Here is a 22392-nt window from a genome sequence, read left to right as displayed (position 1 = left end):
GGCGCGTACACCCTGGAACGCGTGGGCCGCCGCGGCCCCGCCGAAGTGGTGCTGCGACGGCTCATGTACGGGCCGGTGGCGGGCCGCGCCCGCTGAACCGGGGGTGCCGCCCGCCCGGGCGGCACCCCACCGGCTCCGTCAGCGGCGCTCGCGCACCACCACGACCCGGAGCGCGGGGGAGGACCGGATGTCCTTCTCGCAGAACCGGGACGTCACCCACTTCTCACCGGAGAACAGCCGCGTCTGGTCGGCCAGATGGGCCGAGTGCGGGTTCGAGGACTGGGAGTACGACAGCAGGGTCCGGGCCACCGGGCAGGGGCTCCCGTCCCAGCCGACGGCCTGGATGTAGCTGGAGCCGGTCGACACCTCCGTGTAGCCGCTCGCCGGGTCCCACACCGGCTCGACCTTGTTCCACACGCCCAGCGACTCGGTACCGCCGGGCACCGCGATCCGCTGTCCCTTCCGCACGACCACCTGATGCTCACCGAGCCGGGAGTCCAGCGTGATGCCCGCCGCCCGCAGTTCGGCCGCGGTGTCCGCGAGGGCGGTCGCGAAGCCGGGGGCCGTGGTGTCCAGGGTGTGCGGGGTGCGGACCGGATCCGCGGCGGAGAACGGCACCTTCCACAGCCGGGCCGCCGGGACCGTGGCCGTCAGCTTCCGCCAGAACCGGTCGAAGAGGAGCGCGCCCCGGCTGGAGGTGTCCATGGTGCGGTCCCAGCCGGCCAGCACCCGGCACGCCTCGGAGACGTCGACGGCCTTTCCGTCACTGCCGGCCGCCGTGCCGCCCGGCAGCGCGGCACACGCCTTCGCCGCGTCGGCCGCCGCGAGGTCCCCGGCGGGCACCCTGTCGGCGAACTGCTGCGCCTGGAGGTCCCGTACGGTCAGACGGCCGCGCCCGGCCATCGCCGCCACGTCCTCCAGCGCGCCGCGGGTGCGCATGCTGCGGGCGGTGCCGACGTTCCCGAAGACCCGCTCGTAGCCCGTCAGCGGCCGCTCGGCGTTGGCCAGCCAGGCGCTGTCGTTGGAGTTCTCGGCGTACGGCGCGTCCTTCAGCACCGGCATCCTCGCCGGGCCGAAGATCCCCGGCTGCACGGCGTCGGCGTCCCGGCCGAGCGCGCAGTCGCCGCGCGAGCCGTCCAGCACCGCGAGTCCCGACGAGGGGTAGGTGACCTGGCCGAGCGGCGTGGAGCAGCGCCCGGCCAGCTCGTCCGTGACGCGCGGCAGGACCTGGGACTGGGTGAAGAGTGAGTGGCCCCTGGAGTCGGCGGCGATCGTGTTCACCCACGGCAGGCCCTGGGTGCGCCGCAGGGCCGCGAGGACGTCGTCCGTGCCGCGTGCCCGGCTGAAGCCGAGGGCGGTGTCGGAGGCGCGGAGATTGACCGCGTTGGGGTCGTTCAGCGCGTACGCCGTCGTAGTCGTCCACGGCAGCGGCACCGAGGCGCCGAGCGAGGTGACCACCGGGCCGTAGCGGGTCCACCACTGCGTCCGCGTCACCGGCGGCCCGTCCTCGACGGCCACGGTGACGTGACGTTGCGTCATCCGTTCGCGCCGGCCGTCGACGACGTAGACCGTCGGGTAGACCGGATCCAGGGTCAGCTGGTGCAGGTTGAGGGTCACCCCGGTGGCCACGGTGTGGCTCCACGCCACGTGCGCGTTGTGGCCTATGGAGATCGTCGCCGTGCCGAGCAGCGATCCGCCGGAGACGTCGAGGTGGCCGGGGATCGTCTGCTGCGACTGCCAGAAGCGGCGGCCGCCCTGCCACGGGTAGTGCGGATTGCCGAGCAGCAGCCCGCGTCGGTCGGCCGTGGTGGCGCCGCTGAAGGCGACCGCGTTGGAGCCCATGTCCGCGCTCTCGGCGGCGAACAGCTCGCGGGCGGCCCGCGCGGTGCGCTCGGCGTCCGGCGCCACTTCGGTGGTCGTCGTCGGCGGCCGGGCGGCCGTGATGCCGTCCACGCCCCGGCCCTGGCCGCCGAGCACCGCCAGCGCGTAGCCGCGGGTGGCGACGTCCAGGGTGGTGACCGGCCGTACCCAGGCGGCGTTGCGGCAGGCCGGGTCGGTGATGCGGTTCCGCTTCAGCCAGGCGTTGTAGCCGGCCGCGAACCCCCGCATCAGGTCCTTCGCGGCCCGGCTCGGCCCGGCCGGCTCCGGCGTGGCGAGCAGCCGCTCCACCGTGCCCGCCTCGCGGACCCCGCGGAAGTACAGGTCGCCGGCGAGGTTCCGGGCCGCCGACGAGAGCGCCGGGTCGGACGGCGCGTCGGCGCCGAAGTACCGAGCCCGTTCGCCGCGTACGGTCACGAAGCCGTCGGCGAGCGTGCACACCTGGTCGGCGGCCTGCGCCCAGCCGGTGCCGAAGCCGAGGTCCGCGTAGCTGCCCGCGAGGATGTGCGGAATGCCGTACTCGGTGTAGCGGATGACGGCCGACAGGCCGCCGTGCGAAGGGCGTTGTTCCGGACGGCCCTGCGCCGGCGAGGCCGCCGCGGGCAGCGCGGTGGCGGCGGTGAGCAGGGCGACGGCCGTGAGGGTGAATCGTCTCAGGCGGATGCGCATGGTGCCTCCCAACGTCATTGAGGGAAGGAGCGGTTGAGCGTACCAACTGGTATGTCCGCCGCGGCCCCGTCTCTTGACCTCTTCCGGACGCGGACCGAGGATCATCTGTCATGACGCCCGGACACGGCAGCACGGTCGACGGGGTGCTGCGTCGCAGCGCCCGCCGCACCCCGGCGCGCGTCGCGGTGGAGTACCGCGACCGCCGCTGGACGTACGAGGAACTGGACGACGCCGTCTCCCGCGCGGCGGGCGTCCTGCTCGGCGAGGGCCTCGCCCCCGGCGACCGGGTCGGCGCCTACGGCCACAACTCCGACGCCTACCTCATCGGCTTCCTCGCCTGCGCCCGCGCCGGCCTCGTACACGTGCCGGTCAACCAGAACCTGACCGGCGACGACCTGGCCTACATCGTCGAGCAGTCGGGCAGCGGACTGGTGCTCGCCGACCCGGACCTGACCGGCCGGCTCCCCGAGGGCGTACGGACGCTGCCGCTGCGGGACGCCGGTGACTCCCTGCTCGCCCGGCTGCCGTCCACGACGCCCTACGACGGTCCGGAGGCGCGTGCCGAGGACCTGACGCAGCTGCTCTACACCTCGGGCACGACGGCGCTGCCCAAGGGCGCGATGATGACGCACCGCGCGCTGGTGCACGAGTACCTCAGCGCGATCACCGCCCTCGACCTCGGCGCGGGCGACCGGCCGGCGCACGCGCTGCCGCTCTACCACTCGGCGCAGATGCACGTCTTCCTGCTGCCCTACCTCGCGGTCGGCGCGACGAACATCATTTTGGACGCGCCGGACGGCGACCGCCTCTTCGACCTGATCGAAGCCGGGCGCGTGGACAGCCTGTTCGCGCCGCCCACCGTGTGGATCGGCCTGTCGAACCGGGCCGACTTCGCCACCCGCGACCTGAGCGGGCTGTGCAAGGCGTACTACGGGGCGTCCATCATGCCGGTGCCCGTCCTGGAACGGCTGCGTGAGCGGTTGCCCCACCTGGCGTTCTACAACTGCTTCGGCCAGAGCGAGATCGGCCCCCTGGCGACGGTCCTCGGACCGGCCGAGCACAAGGGCCGACTGGACTCCTGCGGCCGGCCGGTGCTCTTCGTGGACGCCCGGGTCGTCGGCGAGGACGGCGAGGACGCCCCCGACGGCACACCCGGCGAGATCGTCTACCGCTCCCCGCAGTTGTGCGAGGGCTACTGGGGCAAGCCGGAGGAGACCGCCGAGGTCTTCCGGGACGGCTGGTTCCACTCCGGCGACCTCGCGGTCCGGGACGCGCACGGCTACTTCACGATCGTCGACCGGGTGAAGGACGTCATCAACTCCGGTGGCGTCCTGGTCGCCTCACGGCAGGTCGAGGACGCCCTCTACACCCATGAAGCCGTCGCCGAGGTGGCCGTCGTCGGCCTGCCCGACGAGAAGTGGATCGAGGCGATCACCGCCGTCGTCGTCCCGCGCGGCGAGGTGACGCAGGAGGAACTGATCGCCCACGCGCGGGAGAAACTGCCCGCGTTCAAGGCGCCGAAGCGGGTGGTGCTCGTGGACGCGCTGCCGCGCAACGCCAGCGGCAAGATCCTCAAACGGGAGCTGCGGGACCGGTTCGGCGGCCGCCGGGTCAGCTCGGACGCAGATCCACGATCCGCCTGATCTTCCCCACGGACCGCTCCAGGGACTCCGGGTCGACGATCTCCACCGTCACGGACACGCCGATGCCGTCCTTCACGGCCGCCGTGATGGCGCGCGCCGCGTCGTCGCGCGTGCCCGCGGTCGCGTCGGGGCGGGCCTCCGCGCGGACGGTGAGGGCGTCGAGCCGGCCGTCGCGGGTGAGGCGCAGCTGGAAGTGCGGGGCCACGCCCGGGGTGCGGAGCACGATCTCCTCGATCTGGGTGGGAAAGAGGTTCACGCCGCGCAGGATCACCATGTCGTCGCTGCGGCCGGTGATCTTCTCCATCCGGCGGAAGGTACGGGCGGTGCCCTGAAGCAGCCGCGTCAGGTCCCGGGTGCGGTAGCGGATCACGGGCATCGCCTCCTTGGTGAGGGAGGTGAAGACCAGCTCGCCCCGCTCGCCGTCGGGCAGCACCTCGCCGGTGACCGGGTCGACGATCTCCGGATAGAAGTGGTCCTCGTGCACATGCAGACCGTCCTTGGTCTCCACGCACTCCTGGGCGACGCCCGGGCCGATCACCTCGGACAGCCCGTATATGTCCACGGCGTCGATCGCGAACCGCTCCTCGATCTCCCGCCGCATCCCCTCCGTCCACGGCTCGGCCCCGAAGATCCCCACCCGCAGCGAGGTGCCCCTCGGGTCGACGCCCTGGCGCTCGAACTCGTCGAGCAGCGTGAGCATGTAGGACGGCGTCACCATGATGACACCGGGCCTCAGATCCTGGATCAGCTGGACCTGACGGGCCGTCATGCCGCCGGACGCGGGAATCACCGTACAGCCGAGCCGCTCGGCGCCGTGGTGCGCGCCGAGACCGCCGGTGAACAGCCCGTACCCGTACGCCACGTGGACCGTGTCGCCGGGGCGGGCGCCGGCCGCGCGCATCGAGCGCGCCACCATGTCGGCCCACATCGACAGGTCGCCGTCCGTGTACCCGACGACCGTCGGGCGGCCTGTCGTGCCGCTCGACGCGTGGATGCGGCTGATGCGCTCCCGGGGCACGGCGAACATCCCGTACGGGTAGTGCTCGCGCAGGTCGGCCTTGGTGGTGAAGGGGAAGCGGGCCAGGTCGGCGAGGGAGCGGCAGTCGTCCGGGTGGACGCCCGCCTTGTCGAAGGACTCCCGGTAGTGGGGGACGTTGTCGTAGGCGTGCCGCAGCTGCGCCCGCAGCCGCTCCAGCTGCACCGCCCGCAGTTCCTCCGGGCCCAGCCGTTCCCCCGCGTCCAGCAGGTCCGTCGTGTCCGCCATGGGACCTCTCCTTACCAACCGCAGCAATCCGGGCGACCGATCATTCGGTCGTGGTGTCGTGGATCAGTAATCCAGCCCACCGCGGCCGAAGGCAAGGCCCCGTCCCGCACTTTCTCCGGCGGCCGGAAGTCTGTTGCGCGGGCTCGCCCCGGGCGCCGAGGATGATCCCCATGCCCTCCTTCCTCGCCCCTGACGGGACCCGGCTCGCCTACCATCTGCGCGGTGACGGCGTCCCGTTGGTGGTCCTGCCCGGTGGTCCCATGCGGCACTCCGCGTACCTCGGTGACCTGGGCGGTCTCGCCGCCCACCGCCGACTGGTCCTGCTCGACCTGCGCGGCACCGGCGCCTCGCAGAGACCGGCCGACCCGGCGACGTACCGCTGCGACCGTCTCGTGGACGACGTGGAGGCGCTGCGGGTGCACCTGGGCCTGGAGCGCATGGACCTGCTCGGCCACTCGGCGGGCGGCAGCCTCGCCATGCTGTACGCCGCCCGCCGTCCCGACCGGGTGGCACGGCTCGCGCTGATCACCGCCACGCCGTGGGCGCTGGACATGCCGGCGACGACCGAGGACCGGCTGGCCGCCGCGCGGCTGCGCGAGGACGAGCCGTGGTTCGCGGCCGCCTTCCCGGCGTTCGAGAGGTGGCTGCGGCAGGGCGGGGACTTCGACCCGAGGTTCATCCCGTTCTTCTACGGGCGCTGGGACGAGGCCGCCGCCGCGCACGCAGCGCGGGACGAGGAGGAGAGCAACGAGGAGGCCGCGGAGCGCTACGGCTCCGAGGGTGCCTACGACCCACCCGCGACCCGCGCCGCCCTGGCCACGCTGAGCGCCCCGGTCCTCGTGTACGCCGGCGAACTCGACGGCGGCCCGCGGCCCGCCCTCGCCCACCGTACGGCCGGGGTCTTCCCCAACGCCGAGGTGGCCGTCCAGCCGGGCGCGGGGCACTATCCGTGGGTGGACGACGCGAAGTGGTTCGTCCGGCGCACCGCGGAGTTCTTCTCCAGCGGCTCCTAACCGTCCGCCGCCACCGCCACCTCCCGCGCCCACCGGTAGTCCGCCTTGCCGCTGGGGGAGCGGCGGATGGCGTCCGTGACGATCAGCTGCCGGGGGATCTTGTAGCCGGCGAGGCGGTCGCGGCAGTGGGTCTGGATGTCCGCCAGGGTGGGCTTCGGGGCGCCCTCGCGGACCTGGACGACCGCCGCGACGTGGTTGCCCCACTTCGCGTCCGGCACCCCGGCCACCAGGGCGTCGTAGACGTCCGGATGAGCCTTCAGGGCCTGCTCGACCTCCTCCGGGTACACCTTCTCGCCCCCCGTGTTGATGCACTGCGAGCCCCGGCCGAGGACGGTGACCACGCCCTCCTCGTCGACGGTGGCCATGTCGCCGAGCAGCACCCACCGCTCGCCGTCCTTCTCGAAGAAGGTCTCGGCGGTCTTCGCCGGGTCGTTGTAGTAGCCGAGCGGCACATGGCCGCACTGGGCGACCCGGCCCACCTCGCCGGCGGCCACCGCCTCCCGCGTCGCCGGATCGACCACCCGCGTGCGGGAGTTGACACGGATGCGGAAGCCCCGCTCGGGGCCGGAGTCGTCCGTCGCCGTGCCGTTGAAGCCGGACTCGGAGGAGCCGAAGTTGTTCAGCAGCATCACGTGCGGGACGAGCGCCAGGAACTGCTGCCGGACCGTCTCCGACATGATCGCGCCGGAGGACGACACGCTGAACAGGGAGGAGCAGTCCGTGCCCTTGAGGGGGCCGGAGAGGGCGTCGATCAGTGGGCGAAGCATCGCGTCACCGACCAGGGACACGCTGGTGACCTTCTCCCGCTCGACGGTCCGCAGCACCTCCTCGGGTGTGAACTTGCGGTGCAGCACCACCCGTTGTCCGAAGTTGAAGCCGATGAACGCCGTGAGCGTGGACGTGCCGTGCATCAGCGGGGGAGTGGGGAAGAACGTGAGCCCCGATCCGCCGGCCGCGACCCGCTCGGCCAGCTCCCGCGGCGTCTTCACCGGCTCCCCCGTCGGCGCCCCGCCGCCGAGGCCCGAGAAGAAGAGATCCTTCTGACGCCACATCACGCCCTTCGGCATCCCCGTCGTGCCGCCGGTGTAGATGATGAACTGGTCGTCCCCCGAGCGCGCCGTGAAACCCCGCTCCGGCGAACCGCCGCTCTCGGCCTGCGCGAACGGCACGCCGAGCGAGCCCTGCGCCCCGACCCGCACCAGATGGCGCACCTTCTCCGCTCTGGGCAGCGCCGCCGCCACCCGTTCCGTGAACTCCCCGTCGAAGACCAGGGCCACCAGGTCGGCGTCCCGGTAGAGATAGACCAGCTCCTCCTCGACGTAGCGGTAGTTGACGTTCACCGGCACGATCCGCGCCTTCAGGCAGCCGAGCACGGTCTGGAGGTACTCGACGCCGTTGTACAGATGCAGCCCGAGGTGCTCGCCGGGGCGGACGCCGCGCTCCAGCAGGTGGTGACCGATCCGGTTGGCGGCCGCGTCCAGCTGGGCGTACGTCAGCCGGCGTTCCGCGCCCGTGCCGGGGTGGTCGAGGTACACCAGTGCCTCGCGGTCCGGCACCACGTCCACGACCGACTCGAACAGGTCGGCAAGGTTGTACTCCACCGCTCCTCCTGACCTCGCTGCCCTCGGTTGCCGGTCATCAGAGCAAAGGGCGGCACAAGTGTGAAGGGTCCGCGCGACAGGAATCTGACTGTCTGTCAGAAAACTCTTGAAGCCCCGGCGCGCCTGCTGCAACCTGTTCTCGTTCCTGCGGACGTGCCCGAGGCGGCAGGACGGGGAGGACAACCATGGGTGGCACCGAACACCTCACCGTGCAGCGCGAAGGCGCGACGCTGGTGCTGACGCTCAACCGGCCCGAGGCCAGGAACGCGCTCTCGCTGCCGATGCTCGTCGGCCTCCACGATGGCTGGACGGAGGCCGACGAGGACGACGCGATCCGCTCGATCGTGCTGACCGGCGCCGGCGGCGCCTTCTGCGCGGGCATGGACCTCAAGGCCCTGGCCGGCAAGGCAATGACGGGCGAGCAGTACCGGGACCGGCTCAAGGCCGACCCCGACCTGCACTGGAAGGCCATGCTGCGCCACCACCGCCCCCGCAAGCCGGTGATCGCCGCCGTCGAGGGCCCCTGCGTCGCCGGCGGCACCGAGATCCTCCAGGGCACCGACATCCGCGTGGCGGGCGAGTCCGCGACCTTCGGCCTGTTCGAGGTCCGGCGCGGGCTCTTCCCGATCGGCGGCTCCACGGTCCGGCTGCCACGCCAGATCCCCCGTACCCACGCCCTGGAGATGCTGCTCACCGGACGGCCGTACAGCGCCCGGGAGGCGGCGGACATCGGCCTCGTCGGCCACGTCGTCCCCGACGGCACCGCACTCGGAAGGGCGTTGGAGACAGCCGAGCAGATCAACGCCTGCGGCCCCCTCGCCGTCGAGGCCGTCAAGGCGTCGGTGTACGAGAGCGCCGACATGACCGAGACCGACGGCCTGGCCGCCGAACTCCGGCGCGGCTGGCCAATTTTCGACACCGCCGATGCCAAGGAGGGCGCCCGCGCCTTCGCGGAGAAACGCCCGCCCGACTACAAGCGCGCCTGACTTCGAAGGAGCCCCGGCATGCCCGAAGTCCTCAAAGCCCCCCTGGTCGTCGAGTTCCCCTTCACCCGTTCCCTCGGCCCCGTCCAGAGCGCCTTCCTGACCGGCCTGCGCGAACGCGTCGTCCTCGGCGTGCGCACCCACGACGGCCGCACCCTCGTCCCACCGGTCGAGTACGACCCCGTCACGGCCGACGAACTGCGCGACCTCGTCGAAGTCGCCCCCACCGGCACGGTCACCACCTGGGCCTGGAACCCCGCCCCCCGCCGGGGCCAGCCCCTCGGCACCCCCTTCGCCTGGGCCCTGGTCCGCCTCGACGGCGCCGACACCGCCCTGCTCCACGCCCTCGACGCGACCGGCCCCGACGCGGTCCGCACCGGCATGCGGGTCCGCGTCCGCTGGGCGGACGAACGCACCGGTGCCATCACCGACATCGCCTGCTTCGAGCCGTACGACGGCGAGGGCGAACGGCCGGGCGGCCACACCGGCGTGTTCCAGGACCCCGTCACCGGCATCGTCGCCCACGCCCGGCTCGACTACAGCTACAGCCCGGGGCGCGCCCAGGCCGCCTACATCAAGGCGCTCTCCGACCGGCGGACCGTCGGCGAACGCTGCCCGTCCTGCCGCAAGGTGTACGTGCCGCCCCGAGGCGCCTGCCCCACCTGCGGCGTCGGCACCGCCGAACAGGTCGAGGTCGGCCCCCGCGGCACGGTCACCACCTTCTGCATCGTCAACATCAAGGCCACGCACACGGCGAATCTGGACATCGAAGTCCCCTACGTCTACGCCCACATCGCCCTCGACGGCGCCGACCTCGCCCTGCACGCACGCATCGGCGGCATCCCGTACGACCAGGTCCGGATGGGCCTGCGGGTCGAACCCGTGTGGACGGAGGGCGCCCGCTACCCCGACCACTACCGGCCGACCGGCGAGCCGGACGCGGACTACGACACCTACAAGGAGCTGTTGTGACCCGAGAGATCGCCGTGGTCGCCTTCGCGCAGACCGTCCACCGGCGCACCAGCGACGAGCTCTCCGAGGTCGAGATGCTCATGCCGGTCCTGCACCAGGTGCTGGACCGCACCGGCCTGAAGACCGCCGACATCGGCTTCACCTGCTCCGGCTCCAGCGACTACCTCGCCGGCCGCGCCTTCTCCTTCACCCTCGCCCTCGACGGCGTGGGCGCCTGGCCGCCGATCTCCGAGTCGCACGTCGAGATGGACGGCGCCTGGGCGCTGTACGAGGCCTGGACCAAGCTGCTCACCGGCGAGGCGGACACCGCCCTCGTCTACGCGTACGGCAAGTCCTCGCCGGGATCGGTGCGGGACGTCCTCACCCGCCAGCTCGACCCGTACTACGTCGCCCCCCTCTGGCCCGACTCCGTCGCCCTCGCCGCCCTCCAGGCCCAGGCGCTGATGGATGCCGGCGAGACCGACGAGCCCGCCCTCGCCGCCGTGGCCGCCCGCAGCCGCGCGGCGGCCGAGGACAACCCCCATGCCCAGCTGCGGGGGCCGGTGCCGCACGGCGACTACGTCGTCCGGCCGCTGCGCACCGGCGACTGCCCGCCCATCGGCGACGGCGCCGCCGCCGTGATCCTCGCCGCCGGGGAGCGCGCCCGCGAGCTGTGCGCGCGCCCCGCCTGGATCCGCGGCATCGACCACCGGATCGAGGCGCACGGCCTCGGCGTCCGGGACCTCACCGACTCGCCGTCCACCCGCCTGGCCGCCGAGCGCGCCGGCGCCTTCGAGCGGCCCGTCGACACCGCCGAACTGCACGCGCCCTTCACCGCGCAGGAGATCGTCCTGCGCAAGGCGCTGCGGCTCGGCGACGCCGTGGCGGTCAACCCGTCCGGCGGCGCGCTCGCCGCCCACCCGATCATGGCCGCCGGCCTGATCCGCGTCGGCGAGGCGGCCGGCCGCATCCACCGGGGCGGCTCCGACCGGGCCCTCGCCCACGCCACGTCCGGCCCCTGCCTCCAGCAGAACCTGGTCGCCGTACTCGAAGGGGATCCCCGATGAGCAAGGAGCCCGTGGCCGTCGTAGGCGTCGGCCAGACCAAGCACGTGGCGGCACGCCGGGACGTCTCCCTCGCCGGGCTCGTCCGGGAGGCGGCCCGAGCGGCCCTCGACGACGCCGAGTTGACCTGGGCCGACATCGACGCCGTGGTCATCGGCAAGGCGCCCGACTTCTTCGAGGGCGTGATGATGCCGGAGCTCTACCTCGCGGACGCGCTGGGCGCGGTCGGCAAACCGATGCTGCGCGTGCACACCGCCGGGTCGGTCGGCGGCTCCACCGCCCTGGTCGCGGCCCAGCTCGTCGCCGCCCGCGTCCACACCACCGTCCTCACCCTCGCCTTCGAGAAACAGTCCGAGTCCAACGCCATGTGGGGCCTGTCCCTGCCCATCCCGTTCCAGCAGCCGCTGCTGGCCGGAGCGGGCGGCTTCTTCGCCCCGCACGTGCGCGCGTACATGCGGCGCAGCGGCGCGCCCGACACGATCGGCTCGCTCGTGGCGTACAAGGACCGGCGCAACGCCCTGAGGAATCCGTACGCCCATCTCCACGAGAGCGACGTCACCCTGGAGAAGGTCCAGGCCTCGCCGATGCTCTGGGACCCGATCCGCTACTCGGAGACCTGCCCGTCCTCCGACGGCGCCTGCGCCATGATCCTCACCGGCCGGTCCGGAGCCGCCCGCGCGCCCCGCCCGCCCGCCTGGATGCTCGGCGGCGCGATGCGCAGTGAGCCCACCCTCTTCGCCGGAAAGGACTTCGTCTCGCCACGGGCAGGCCAGGACTGCGCCGCCGACGTCTACCGGCAGGCCGGGATCGCCGACCCCCGCCGGGACATCGACGCCGCCGAGATCTACGTGCCGTTCTCCTGGTACGAGCCCATGTGGCTGGAGAACCTCGGCTTCGCCGCCGAGGGCGAGGGCTGGAAGCTCACCGAGTCCGGGGTGACCGAACTGGACGGTGACCTGCCGGTCAACATGTCCGGCGGCGTGCTGTCCACCAACCCCATCGGCGCCTCCGGAATGATCCGCTTCGCGGAGGCGGCCCTCCAGGTGCGCGGGCTGGCGGGCGACCACCAGGTCGACGGCGCCCGCAAGGTGCTCGGGCACGCCTACGGAGGCGGCTCGCAGTTCTTCTCCATGTGGCTGGTGGGAGCGCGGCCGCCGGACGCCTGAAAGGTCCCCCTCACGTGGCCTGTCGGCTCCGGGGACCGATCGCTAGGCTGGCCGCGGACGACGAGTCGGGAGGAGCACGGACGTGGCCGAGACCACCATCCAGCAGCAGCCGCTCAAGGGCTGGGACAAGCCGGAACTGGATCTGAGCAACGCCGAATGGCAGTCCAGCAGCCGGGGCCGGGGGGATGTCCAGATCGCCTTTGTCGAGGGTTTCATCGCCATGCGCAACAGCGGCCGCCCGGAGAGCCCCTCCCTGATCTTCACTCCCGCCGAGTGGGGCGCGTTCATGTCGGGCGCCCGGGAGGGCGAGTTCGACCTGACATGACCTTCGCCGGCGTGAGCCGGGTGACCGGCCCGGAGGGAGGCGTGTTCCGACCGGTTTTGCGGACGTGCGGGCCTGAAGAACATCCCGGGGCCGGGGCCTGAGCGAGGCCGGCCCCGGGAAGCGGGGGGTTCGCCACTGCGGAGGTGAGGAACCCATGAGCACCCTGCCGGTCATCGCGGCGTTCGACGGTTCGGACGACAGCCTGCGGGCCCTGGACTGGGCTCTCGACGCCGCCCGCGGACGCGGCGCCCCGCTGCGGGTGGTGCATGTGCGGCAGTACGCCGCCCGGATGCCCGCCGACGTCGAGGTCGCCCGGCTCCCGGAGACCGAGGACGATCCGGTGCTCGCCCGGGCCCGCGCCCACGTCGCCGGCGCGCCGGACGTGGAGTACGTAGGGCCCGAGGGCACCCCGTCCGCCGTCCTCCCCGAACTGGGCGCCGACGCCCAGCTGTTGGTCCTCGGCTCGCGGGGCCGCGGTGGCTTCGCGAGTCTGCTGCTCGGGTCCAACGGCCTCGCCGCGGCCCGGGACGCCGCCTGCCCGGTCGTCGTCGTGCCCCGACCCGGCCGCGAGGTCGACGACGCGCCGCCGCGGGAGCCCGGCCCCCGGGTGGTCGTCGGCCTCAACGTCGACGGCCCGGACGACGCCACACTCACCTTCGCCTTCGAGGAGGCCGCCCGGCGCGCCGCCCGCCTCCAGGTGGTCGCCGCCTACCCGTGGCCGCTTCAGCTCTGGGCGGGCGCGGCGGGCGAGCTGCTGCCGACCGGCATCGACCAGGACGCCGTCGAGGGCGAGACACGCACCCTCGCGGAGGGCTTCCTCGCCCCGCACCGCCGGAACCACCCCGCCGTCAGGACGGAACCGTACGTGGCGCCCGGCGACGCCGCCGCCCAGCTCGTCGCGCACTCGCAGGGCGCCGACCTGGTCGTCGTGGGCCGCCACCGCCGCCGCCTGCTCGCCCCCGCCCGCATGATGGGCTCGGTCACCCACGCCGTGCTGCTGCACGCGGCGAGCCCCGTCGCGGTGGTGCCGCCCGCGCCCCCGGAGGAGTAGCCGCACCGTGGGCTGGAGGAACAGCCGCACGGCAGGCTAATGGGCACCGGCGCCCGTATCATTAGCGCCATGCGGGACCAGACCAGCAGGGCCGCCCGGCTCGCGCTCGACCTCGCCCTGACCGTCCGGCACGACGGGCACGGCGGCGTCGCCGACGACCTGACCGGCACCGAAGGGCTCACCGCCTGGGTGCGCGCCCACCCCGACGCCGTACCGGACGCCGGCGCCTACACCGCCGACACCGGGACACTGACCGCCGTCCGCGAGCTGCGCGCCGCCGTCCGCGCCCTGTTCGCCCGCGCCGTACGCCCCGCCGCGCCGAGCCCCGCCGACGCGGCCCGTCTGCTGCCCGCCGCCGAGGCCCTGGCCCGACTCAACGCCGCGGCCGCCCGCACCCCCACCGTCCCGGTCCTGCTCTGGCCCGAGGACGCCGAACCCGTCGTGCGCCACCACCCCGCGCACGGCGAGATCGAGCTGACCGCCCTGCTCGCGCAGGCAGCGGTCGCCTTCCTCGCGAGCCCCGACCGACAGCGGCTGCGCGCCTGCCAGGCGCCGCGCTGTGTGCGCTACTTCCTGAAGGAACATCCGCGTCAGGAGTGGTGCAAACCGTCCTGCGGCAACCGCGCCCGCGTCGCCCGCCACCACGAACGGCACAAGAAGCCCGCCTAGGCGCTCCGCGGGAGGCGGCACGTCGCGCCGTCGGACGTCCGCGGAACGTCTTGGCTGCTCGCGCCACGCGGCAGAGCCGCATGTCGATGCGGCCCCGCGTTCCCATCAGGGCGCTGCCGAGCCGTCCGTCGCCCCCGGAACGGACGCCCGCCCTCCCGGCGCCGACGACCTGCGGGCACGTACCATGGCGGCATGTCGTTCCTCCGCCGCCGCAGCGCCACCCCCGCCGGGCCCGACTTCGACGTGCTGGCCATGGACCCGGGCGACTGGCCCGGCAATCTGGGCGCGGGCCTGCTGCCCGCCCCCGACGGCACCTGCCAGGGCGTCTTCCTGCGCTACGACCTGTTCGGCGGCCGCGGCCCCGCGATGATCATCGGCAACCTCCCCGAGGGCTCCCCGGCCCGCGAGGTCGTCGAGGGGCAGGTCCCGTTCGAGGTGGCCCAGCTGCTGCTGGCCCTGGAGAACGACGAGGAGGTGACCGTCGTCGGCACCGAGGACATGCCGGTGATGCAGGGCGACAACCTCCTCATCGTGCGCCGCCTGAAGCTCTCCGAGAGCCGGATCTCCTGCGTGCAGTTCGACCGCAGCGACAACGTGCTGGTCACCATCGCCGCCTGGGACCGCCCGATCACCGATGATCTGTACGCCCTGCTGAAGCCGCTCCCGGCGGAGCTGTTCCAGCAGGGCTGAGCCGCTGGAACGACAGCTTCACGTCGGCCGCCCGGACGAACGCGACCCGGTGGCCGAACTGGATCTCGTAGTACATGTCCTTGCCCACGACCACCCGGTGCCCGTCGGTGGCGAAGGTGACCGCGTAGTAGTACTCGCCGGGCACCTTGTCGCCGACGACGTACTTCTGCCCCTTGAGCAGCTTGTACGGCAGCGGGGACACCGACTGGGCGGGCACTCCCGCCGGGTAGGCGGACGCCTCCGGGTAGGCGCGGCCGTACACCGGGACGCTGTCCAGCCCGCTCCTCGGCGTGATGACCAGGCCCTTCGCGGGCACCGCGGTCGGGGCCTTCGGCGGGTTCCGGAACCACGCCTTCTGACCCAGGTACCAGATCGCCGTCCACTCGCCCTCGCGTCCGGCCACGGCGTACTGCTGTCCGGTGGAGACCCGTGAGCCGAGGTCGTTGACGCCTGTCGTCGAGTCGCCGCCGCCCGGCCGGAGACCGATGTCCTTGATCAGCGGGTAGGTCTCGCCGGGTCCCGAGTACAGCCGCACCGCGCTCGAACCGTGCGTCGCGCACGGCTCGCCCGGCGTGGTGCAGCCCGTGTACTCCGGCCGGTTCGCGGCGTAGTCCGGCAGGATCGTCACCATGCCGCTGCCCGCGCGGGCGGTGGGGCCGAAGGGGCGGCCCAGCAGCGTGAAGTAGTGCCGCCAGTCCCAGTACGGGCCGGGGTCCGTGTGCATGCCGGGGATCGTCGCCGTGGTCGTGCCGGGCACGGTGTCGTGGCCGAGGATGTGCTGCCGGTCCAGCGGGATGCCGTACTTCTTGGCGAGGTACTTCACCAGCCGGGCCGACGAGCGGTACATCGCCTCCGTGTACCAGGCGTCCGGCGAGGTCAGGAAGCCCTCGTGCTCGAGCCCGATCGACTTGGCGTTGACGTACCAGTTGCCCGCGTGCCAGGCCACGTCCTTCGCCTTGACGTGCTGCGCGATGTGGCCGTCCGTGGAGCGCAGCGAGTAGTTCCAGGACACGTAGGTCGGGTCCTGCACCATGTCGAGGACGCCCTCCCAGGCGCCCTCCGTGTCGTGCACCACGATGTAGTCGATGTCCTGCGAGGCCGGGCGCGAGCCCAGGTCGTGGTTGCCGTAGTCGCCCTCGCCGAACTCCTCGTACGGCGCCGGGATCCACTCGCAGGAGACGGTGGCCGGGCATTCGGTGCCCTCGGTGGCCGCCGTGCGCAGGCCCGCCGACCGCAACGGCGCGGTGTCGGGGACGAGTCCGGGCTGCGCGGCGAGGCTGACCCGCTGCCCGGCGTCCGTGCGCCGTTGCAGGCCGGTGCGCAGCACGTCGTACACGTCGTCGGCGTACCTCGCCGCCGTCGCGGCGTCGTCGGCGCCGGAGAAGCGGGCCACCGCCCCGTACCAGCCGGCCGGGTCGTCGCTCAGCGGTTCGCCCAGCTCGCGCTGCGCGGCGGCGAGCAGCGCCGCGCCGCCCGCCACATTGGCCGCCGGGTCGGTGCGCAGGTCCGCGGCGCTGATGCCGGTCAGCTCGGCGGCCTGCGTCAGGGTCCGCAGGCGGGCCGGGAGTTCGGCGCTCTTCGGCGGCATCGCCTCCGGGAGCAGCGCCGGGCGGGCGTCGTCACCGCGTGGGTCCTCGGAGCCCTCGCTGTGATGCGGCGCGGTGGCCAGCGCCGTACGGGCGTCGGTGAGGTGCATCGGGCCGTATCCGCCGGACACGCTCGGCGCGCCGCCGTGCGCGTCCCAGCGGGACTGGAGATAGGAGACACCGAGCAGCACGCTCTGCGGCACGTCGTACGCGGCGGCGGCCCGCTCGAACGCCTGCTGCAACCGGCCGTCCGCACTGTCGTCCGGGCCGGCGTCGGACGGGGCCGCGCCGAGCAGCGGCAGCATCAGCGCCGCTGCGGCGACAACGCCGGCGCCGCGGCGCAGACGCCTCGGTCCGGCGGCTCGTCGGGGGTCGGTGGCGGATCCTCGCAAAGCAGCCTCCTGGCTGGGACGGTTGGGCGCGATGAGCCGTGCGGGGCCGAGCGTGTCAGTGGTACCGGCTCTCCGACGATCCGTCAATCTTGCGACCAAGAAGGCGATTGCCCCGGTCAGCGCGGGGTGCGGGGAGTTTCGCGGCGGCGGCCGACCGGCCTGCGGGGCGTCAGTGGCATACACCAATGGGGCCCGTCCCGGGGCCCGGACGCGACGAGGTCCGCGGTGCGCCGCTGTCCTGGGCACACCGCGGACCGTCATCCCCCTTCAGCGAGTGCCGACCGCCGCGCGCACGGCCCGGCGGGCCAGCTGGCAGTCGTCGTGCAGCCGCCGCAGGAGCAGCCGCTGTTCCTCGCCGGACGGCGCAGCACCCGGGTGGGCCGCTCCCGGTGCCGCAGGGGTCGTGTCGTGCATCGAACGCTGCACGGCCGTCTCGTACGTACGGATCTCACGGGTCAGCACGAGCATCAGATTGACCAGGAACGCGTCCCGCGAGGCCGGCCCCGCGGACTGGGCGATCTGGCTGATGTGCCGCCGCGCGCCCGGCGCGTCGCCGAGCACCGCCCACAGGGTGGCCAGGTCGTATCCCGGCAGGTACCAGCCGGCGTGCTCCCAGTCCACCAGCACCGGTCCCGCCGGTGAGAGCAGGACGTTCGACAGCAGGGCGTCGCCGTGGCAGAACTGGCCCATGCCCTGCCGGCCCGCGGCGAGCGCGATGCCGTGCAGCAACTTCTGCAGGTCGCCCAGGTCCCGGTCGGTGAGCAGACCCAGCTCGTGGTAGCGGGAGATGCGAGCCGCGTAGTCCAGCGGCGCGTCGAACGTGCCCGCGGGGGGCCGCCAGGCGTTCAGCCGGCAGATCGCGCTCAGCGCCTGCCGGATGTCCGCGCGCGGCGGTGCCTCCGACGGGTGCCGCTGGAGGGCCGCCGCCCGTCCCGGCATCCGCTCGATGACCAAGGTGCAGTTGTCCGGGTCCGCCGCGATCAGCCGGGGCGCCCGCACGGGCGGGCGGTGCCGGACGAACGAGCGGTATGCCGCTATTTCGTGGCGGATCCGCTCGGCCCACGCCGGGGACTGGTCGACTAAACACTTGGCGACGGCCGTACTGCGTCCTGTGGTGCCGACCAGCAGCACGGACCGGCCGCTGCGGCGCAGAACCTGCACCGGAGCGAACTCCGGGCAGATCCGGTGCACCGACGCGATCGCCGTGCGCAGCTGGGCGCCCTGGGGGCCGGACAAGTCGAGTCTCCCGCTGAGCGGTTGGGTGCCGAGCCCCGCGGGGCGCCGTGACCGGCCCGCGCCGAGCGCGGGGGCCGTCGGGCGCGGGGGGGCGAGGTAGGGGCCGCCGCCGCCCGGCAGGGGGGGCTCTCCCGGCCTCGAGGAGGCGGGAGCCGCGGGGCGCGGGCGCAGCGGCCGGGGCGGGGCGGACACGGAGGACGATGCTGTGTACATGGGCGAAACAGATCCCTTCGTGTGCCTGCGAAGTCATTGCGCCACCCGCCCCGACCGCCCGGGTGCACCCTGGGGAATGCACCAGCCGTATCAAGCAGGCGACCGGGTCGGGGTGGCGCTTTCCTACCTGACACCCGATGTCCCGTGGCACACCATCTGGCGCACCCTGGCGAACCCTGGCGAATAGTCGCCCGGCAACTCGCCCCGGGCTACTGTCAACTCAGCCGAGTACCTGGGGGCTTGATGTGAGCGGACAACCCAACACCCGCCTGGCGGACCTGTTCGGCCTGGCCGGCTGGTCCAAGGGAGAGCTCGCGAGGCTGGTCAACAAGCAGGCGGCGGCCACGGGCCATCCTCAGCTTGCGACCGACACCTCGCGGGTGCGGCGGTGGATCGACACGGGAGAGATCCCGCGCGATCCGGTGCCGCGGGTGCTGGCGGCTCTGTTCACCGAGCGTCTCGGCCGTGTCGTGACCATGGAGGACCTCGGTCTGGTCCGGCACGGGCGTGCGGGGAAACGGCAGGGCGGCGGGAATGTGGAACATCCCGACGGTGTGCCGTGGGCGCCCGAACGGACCGCTGCGGTCCTCACCGAATTCACGGGAATGGACCTCATGCTCAACCGACGCGGCTTGGTGGGCGCGGGTGCCGTGCTCGCCGCGGGATCCGCACTCAGCAGCGCCATGTACGACTGGCTGCACACCGACCCGGCCCTGGCGGCCGACGCTCCCCAGATCGACGACCCCCTGCACGCCGACCCCGCCGGGTTCGACCGTTACGAGGCCGCCCCCATCGGGTCGCAGGAGATCGAGGAACTGGAGCGCTCGGTCGAGGTGTTCCGCGCCTGGGACGCGGCCCGCGGCGGCGGGCTCCAGCGCAAGGCGGTCGTGGGCCAGCTCAATGAGGTGGGCGGCATGCTCGCCTACCGTCACCCACCCCATCTGCAACGGCGCCTGTGGGGCGTCGCGGCCAATCTCGCCGTCCTCGCGGGCTGGATGTCGCACGACGTCGGCCTGGAACCCACGGCCCAGAAGTACTTCGTCATCGCCGCCCATGCCGCGAGAGAGGGCGGCGACCGGCCCCGGGCCGGGGAGGCGCTCTCCCGGGCGGCCCGCCAGATGGTGCATCTGGGCCGGCCCGACGACGCGCTCGACCTGATGAAGCTCGCCACCTCCGGCTCGGGGGAGGAGGTGCTGCCCCGGACCCAGGCGATGTTCCACACCGTCGAGGCCTGGGCGCAGGCGTCCATGGGCAAGGGCCAGGCGATGCGCCGCACCCTCGGGCAGGCGGAGGACCTGTTCGTCTCCGACAAGGGGGATGTACCCCCGCCCAGCTGGATGCAGCTGTTCAACGAGGCGGACCTGTACGGCATGCAGGCCTTGGCCTACCGCACGCTCGCGGAGCACGAGCCGGGCGCCGCGGCGCACGCCCAGCACTACGCGGACAAGGCGCTGGCGCTGCGGATCGACGCACAACAGCGGTCGAAGATCTTCGACTTCCTGTCCATGGCGTCCGCCTGCTTCATCGCGGACGACCCCGAGCAGGCGGACCGGTTCGCGCGTCTCGCGCTGATGTCCATGGGCCAGAACTCCTCGCGCCGTACCTGGGACCGGCTGCGCCAGATGTACCGGCTCACCGCCCAGTACGCCGAGTACCCGAAGATCCAGCAGTTGCGGGAGGAGATCAAGCTGGCTCTGCCCAAGCAGAAGGGGAGGGGTAACAGCTCACCGGTGTAGGGCGACTGTCTCTGTCCCCCTCGCCTCCCTCTCCCTGTTCCTTCTCCCTATGACGTGACCCTGGCGGACGTGACCCTGGCGATCAGGACGCAGGCGTCGTCCTGGCGTGCGGTCTCGCCGAACTCCTCCACGACCATCCGCAGGCAGTCCTGTGCGGTCCGGGCCTCGGCGAAACGCGGGGCCAGGTCGGTGAGGCGGGGCCCGGCGTCCGTCCCGCTGCTTCCGGGCACCAGCCCGTCGGTGTGCAGCAGGACCAGGTCGCCCTCTTCGAGGGCCTCCTCGGCCTCGCCGTAGGTGGCACCCGAGGTCGCGCCGAGCAGGACGCCGTCCGGTGCGTTCAACCTGCGCCCCGTCCCGTTGCGGAACAGCAGCGGGGCGGGGTGTCCTGCTTGCGCCCAGACCAGGGTGCGGGCCTCGGGGCGGTAGCGGCAGCAGACGGCGCTGCCCAGGGCGGGCTCGACGGTCGTGTCCAGCAGTTGGTTCAGCCACGCCAGCAGCTTGCCGGGCCGGGTGCCCGCCATCGCCATGCCGCGTACGGCACCCAGCAGCATCGCCATGCCCGACGTCACGGCGACGCCGTGGCCGGTGAGGTCGCCGACGCTCAGCAGCGTCTCACCCTCGGGCAGTTCCAGCGCGTCGTACCAGTCGCCGCCGGTCAGCTCGCCGGGCGACGCGGGGAGGCGACGGGCCGCCAGGTCCAGGCTGTGCGGGCCGTCCTGGCGAGGGAGCCGCAGGGAGCCGTGCCACGGCGGCAGCACAGCCTCCTGCGGCTCGACCGCCGGCCCGTGCTCGGACCGTGCGACGTCCCGCGGGCGTCGGAGCGAGTCACGGGTCTCGCTCACCGCCCGCTGGCTGCGCCGCAGTTCGCTGACGTCCCGCAGCACGGCCCACATCGAGGCGGTGCTGCCGTCAGAGCCGAGCACGGGCTCGCCCATCATGTGAACTGTCCGCATCCCGCCGTCCGGCCGTACGATCCGGAACTCGCCGTCGATGCGCTTGGCGTCGACCAGGCAGTCCGTGACCATCGAGGTCAGCTTCGGCCGGTCCGCGTCGAACACCAGCGAGGGCAGCTCGTCCAGGGTGAGCGGGGGAGTGGAGGCGTCGCGGCCGAGGATCTCGTACAGCTCGCCGGACCAACTGGCGTGGTCCGTGAGCAGGTTCCACTCCGCGCTGCCGACCCGGCTGAGCAGCGAGTCGCCGCGGGCCGCGGGCACCGCCGCCGGGGCCCGATCGGCCCGCGCGGTCGCGGTGACCGGGGGCGGGCCGTCGCGCAGCTGGGCCAGATGCGCGTCGAGGTCGTTGAGTTGATGCAGCGCGAGGTCGTAGAGTGCGCGCTGCCAACGGTCCCGCGGTTCCGAGCCGTCACTGCGCGCGTCCCGCCGTACGGCGTCCATGTCGCCCCTGAGCCGTCGCGTCTGCGATATCAGCGCTTCGACCGTGCCGCGTCCTGGCGGCTGGGCGGCTGGGTGGTCCGCAGAGAGATGGGACGGCATGACGCACTCCGATGCGGGGACGGTACGACAAGGCGGTGGTGGGACCGCTACGACTGTCGCACAGCCCGCGACGCCCTGTAAGGGATTTGGCAACACACGATACGGTGGTGCATCTGGCATATGCCAGCGTCTTCACGGAGTACTTGATGCGTAGCCGGGGCCTACGTCTCCCGACGGCCAAGTCGTACGCTGCATACGTGAATTGACGAACTGTCGGGCTCCATGCGTCGCGCTCAAATGGGTGTTCGTCGTATGTGTGTTCCAAGGTGTACGTGAGAGGGCGCAACGCGCTCGTAAGAGAACCGGCATGGAACCGGCCGCCCTCTCGCCGCAGTGGAGACCGAAGCATGGACATCACGCTCCAGCAGCCCGCCTGCGCTCGGCTGATCACGGCGGAGGAACGGGAGCTCCCCGTCCCCGTCACCCTCCGCTACCTGTCCACCGACCCCCTCGCGGTGCACTTCGACTTCCCGCCCGAGTCGTGCCTCGACGGCCGGGCGCTCAGCTGGACCTTCGCCCGGACCCTGCTGGAGGAAGGGGTGCGGGGCCCGGCCGGCAGCGGTGACGTGCACATCTGGCCGTGCGGGCGGGCCCTCACGGTGCTGGAGTTCCACTCGCCGTGCGGACTCGCGCTGCTCCAGTTCGACACCTCGGCGCTGCGCCGCTTCCTGCTGCGCACGTACGCGGTCGTCGCGGCCGGTCAGGAGGACGTCGGCGGGGCCGTCGAGCGGGGGCTGAGCGCCCTGTTCGACGGGGTCTGACCCGGCGG

At 72.9% G+C, this 22392-nt stretch carries 18 protein-coding genes; 12 read left to right on the top strand and 6 right to left on the bottom strand.

Annotated features, from left to right (window positions below; genetic code table 11):
• Positions 1-138 precede the first annotated feature (138 nt).
• Positions 139-2547, bottom strand: coding sequence for a penicillin acylase family protein (locus ACFV6X_RS05135; protein WP_385377841.1), 2409 nt, complete (start codon positions 2545-2547; stop codon positions 139-141).
• Between the two features lie 110 nt (positions 2548-2657).
• On the opposite strand from ACFV6X_RS05135, the gene ACFV6X_RS05130 reads away from it, so the two are divergent.
• Entirely contained in the window at positions 2658-4190 is a 1533-nt protein-coding gene (locus ACFV6X_RS05130) for an acyl-CoA synthetase (protein ID WP_385377838.1), read from the top strand.
• Here the strand turns inward: ACFV6X_RS05130 and paaK are convergent.
• Positions 4159-5454 carry a phenylacetate--CoA ligase PaaK gene (gene paaK, locus ACFV6X_RS05125; protein WP_385377835.1) on the bottom strand — a complete coding sequence of 432 codons (1296 nt, stop codon included), beginning with the start codon at positions 5452-5454 and terminating at the stop codon, positions 4159-4161. The genes ACFV6X_RS05130 and paaK overlap by 32 nt on opposite strands.
• 170 nt (positions 5455-5624) lie before the next feature.
• Here paaK and ACFV6X_RS05120 point away from each other — a divergent pair, with 170 nt between their 5' ends.
• The gene (locus ACFV6X_RS05120; protein ID WP_385377833.1) at positions 5625-6467 is read left to right on the top strand and encodes an alpha/beta fold hydrolase; all 843 of its coding nucleotides are present in this window, start codon (positions 5625-5627) and stop codon (positions 6465-6467) included.
• Here the strand turns inward: ACFV6X_RS05120 and ACFV6X_RS05115 are convergent.
• The gene (locus tag ACFV6X_RS05115; protein ID WP_385377830.1) at positions 6464-8068 is read right to left on the bottom strand and encodes an acyl-CoA synthetase; all 1605 of its coding nucleotides are present in this window, start codon (positions 8066-8068) and stop codon (positions 6464-6466) included. The two genes, ACFV6X_RS05120 and ACFV6X_RS05115, sit on opposite strands and share 4 nt — an antisense overlap.
• A gap of 185 nt (positions 8069-8253) precedes the next feature.
• On the opposite strand from ACFV6X_RS05115, the gene ACFV6X_RS05110 reads away from it, so the two are divergent.
• The 8 genes from ACFV6X_RS05110 to ACFV6X_RS05075 all read left to right on the top strand — a co-directional run bounded on the left by ACFV6X_RS05110 (position 8254) and on the right by ACFV6X_RS05075 (position 14967).
• On the top strand, positions 8254-9054 hold the full coding sequence (locus tag ACFV6X_RS05110) for a crotonase/enoyl-CoA hydratase family protein (RefSeq protein WP_385377827.1): 801 nt from the start codon (positions 8254-8256) through the stop codon (positions 9052-9054).
• Between the two features lie 18 nt (positions 9055-9072).
• A complete protein-coding gene (locus tag ACFV6X_RS05105) occupies positions 9073-10023 on the top strand; it encodes a Zn-ribbon domain-containing OB-fold protein (RefSeq protein WP_385377825.1) in 951 nt (316 codons plus the stop codon).
• Complete coding sequence (locus ACFV6X_RS05100) at positions 10020-11069, top strand: thiolase domain-containing protein (RefSeq protein ID WP_385377822.1); 1050 nt, start codon at positions 10020-10022, stop codon at positions 11067-11069. Before ACFV6X_RS05105 ends, ACFV6X_RS05100 begins: the two co-directional genes overlap by 4 nt.
• The gene (locus ACFV6X_RS05095) at positions 11066-12232 is read left to right on the top strand and encodes a thiolase domain-containing protein (RefSeq protein ID WP_385377819.1); all 1167 of its coding nucleotides are present in this window, start codon (positions 11066-11068) and stop codon (positions 12230-12232) included. The genes ACFV6X_RS05100 and ACFV6X_RS05095 overlap by 4 nt, the downstream gene beginning before the upstream one ends.
• Before the next feature lie 82 nt (positions 12233-12314).
• A complete protein-coding gene (locus ACFV6X_RS05090) occupies positions 12315-12557 on the top strand; it encodes a DUF397 domain-containing protein (protein ID WP_365457125.1) in 243 nt (80 codons plus the stop codon).
• Between the two features lie 154 nt (positions 12558-12711).
• Positions 12712-13608, top strand: a complete 897-nt coding sequence (locus tag ACFV6X_RS05085; protein WP_385377816.1) for a universal stress protein — start codon at positions 12712-12714, stop codon at positions 13606-13608.
• A gap of 69 nt (positions 13609-13677) precedes the next feature.
• Complete coding sequence (locus ACFV6X_RS05080; protein WP_385377813.1) at positions 13678-14277, top strand: CGNR zinc finger domain-containing protein; 600 nt, start codon at positions 13678-13680, stop codon at positions 14275-14277.
• A gap of 192 nt (positions 14278-14469) precedes the next feature.
• On the top strand, positions 14470-14967 hold the full coding sequence (locus ACFV6X_RS05075) for a hypothetical protein (protein WP_385377810.1): 498 nt from the start codon (positions 14470-14472) through the stop codon (positions 14965-14967).
• Here the strand turns inward: ACFV6X_RS05075 and ACFV6X_RS05070 are convergent.
• Positions 14906-16945 (bottom strand): N-acetylmuramoyl-L-alanine amidase, encoded by a 2040-nt coding sequence (locus ACFV6X_RS05070; RefSeq protein ID WP_385377807.1) that lies wholly within the window; start codon positions 16943-16945, stop codon positions 14906-14908. The two genes, ACFV6X_RS05075 and ACFV6X_RS05070, sit on opposite strands and share 62 nt — an antisense overlap.
• 267 nt (positions 16946-17212) lie before the next feature.
• On the bottom strand, positions 17213-18394 hold the full coding sequence (locus ACFV6X_RS05065) for an aminoglycoside phosphotransferase family protein (RefSeq protein ID WP_385377803.1): 1182 nt from the start codon (positions 18392-18394) through the stop codon (positions 17213-17215).
• A 245-nt stretch (positions 18395-18639) separates the two neighbouring features.
• Here ACFV6X_RS05065 and ACFV6X_RS05060 point away from each other — a divergent pair, with 245 nt between their 5' ends.
• Positions 18640-20130: a hypothetical protein gene (locus tag ACFV6X_RS05060; RefSeq protein WP_385377799.1), complete on the top strand. Its 1491-nt coding sequence runs from the start codon at positions 18640-18642 to the stop codon at positions 20128-20130.
• A gap of 47 nt (positions 20131-20177) precedes the next feature.
• Here the strand turns inward: ACFV6X_RS05060 and ACFV6X_RS05055 are convergent, their stop codons facing one another.
• Positions 20178-21623: a PP2C family protein-serine/threonine phosphatase gene (locus ACFV6X_RS05055; RefSeq protein ID WP_385377796.1), complete on the bottom strand. Its 1446-nt coding sequence runs from the start codon at positions 21621-21623 to the stop codon at positions 20178-20180.
• Between the two features lie 347 nt (positions 21624-21970).
• Here ACFV6X_RS05055 and ACFV6X_RS05050 point away from each other — a divergent pair, with 347 nt between their 5' ends.
• Positions 21971-22384, top strand: coding sequence for an SsgA family sporulation/cell division regulator (locus ACFV6X_RS05050; protein ID WP_385377793.1), 414 nt, complete (start codon positions 21971-21973; stop codon positions 22382-22384).
• Positions 22385-22392 lie beyond the last annotated feature (8 nt).

Origin of the sequence: Streptomyces sp. NPDC059861 (assembly GCF_042731435.1) — a bacterium.
Lineage (GTDB): Bacteria > Actinomycetota > Actinomycetes > Streptomycetales > Streptomycetaceae > Streptomyces.
The sequence above is the reverse complement of the archived record's forward strand: the minus strand, read 5'-3'. Positions and strand labels throughout refer to the sequence as shown.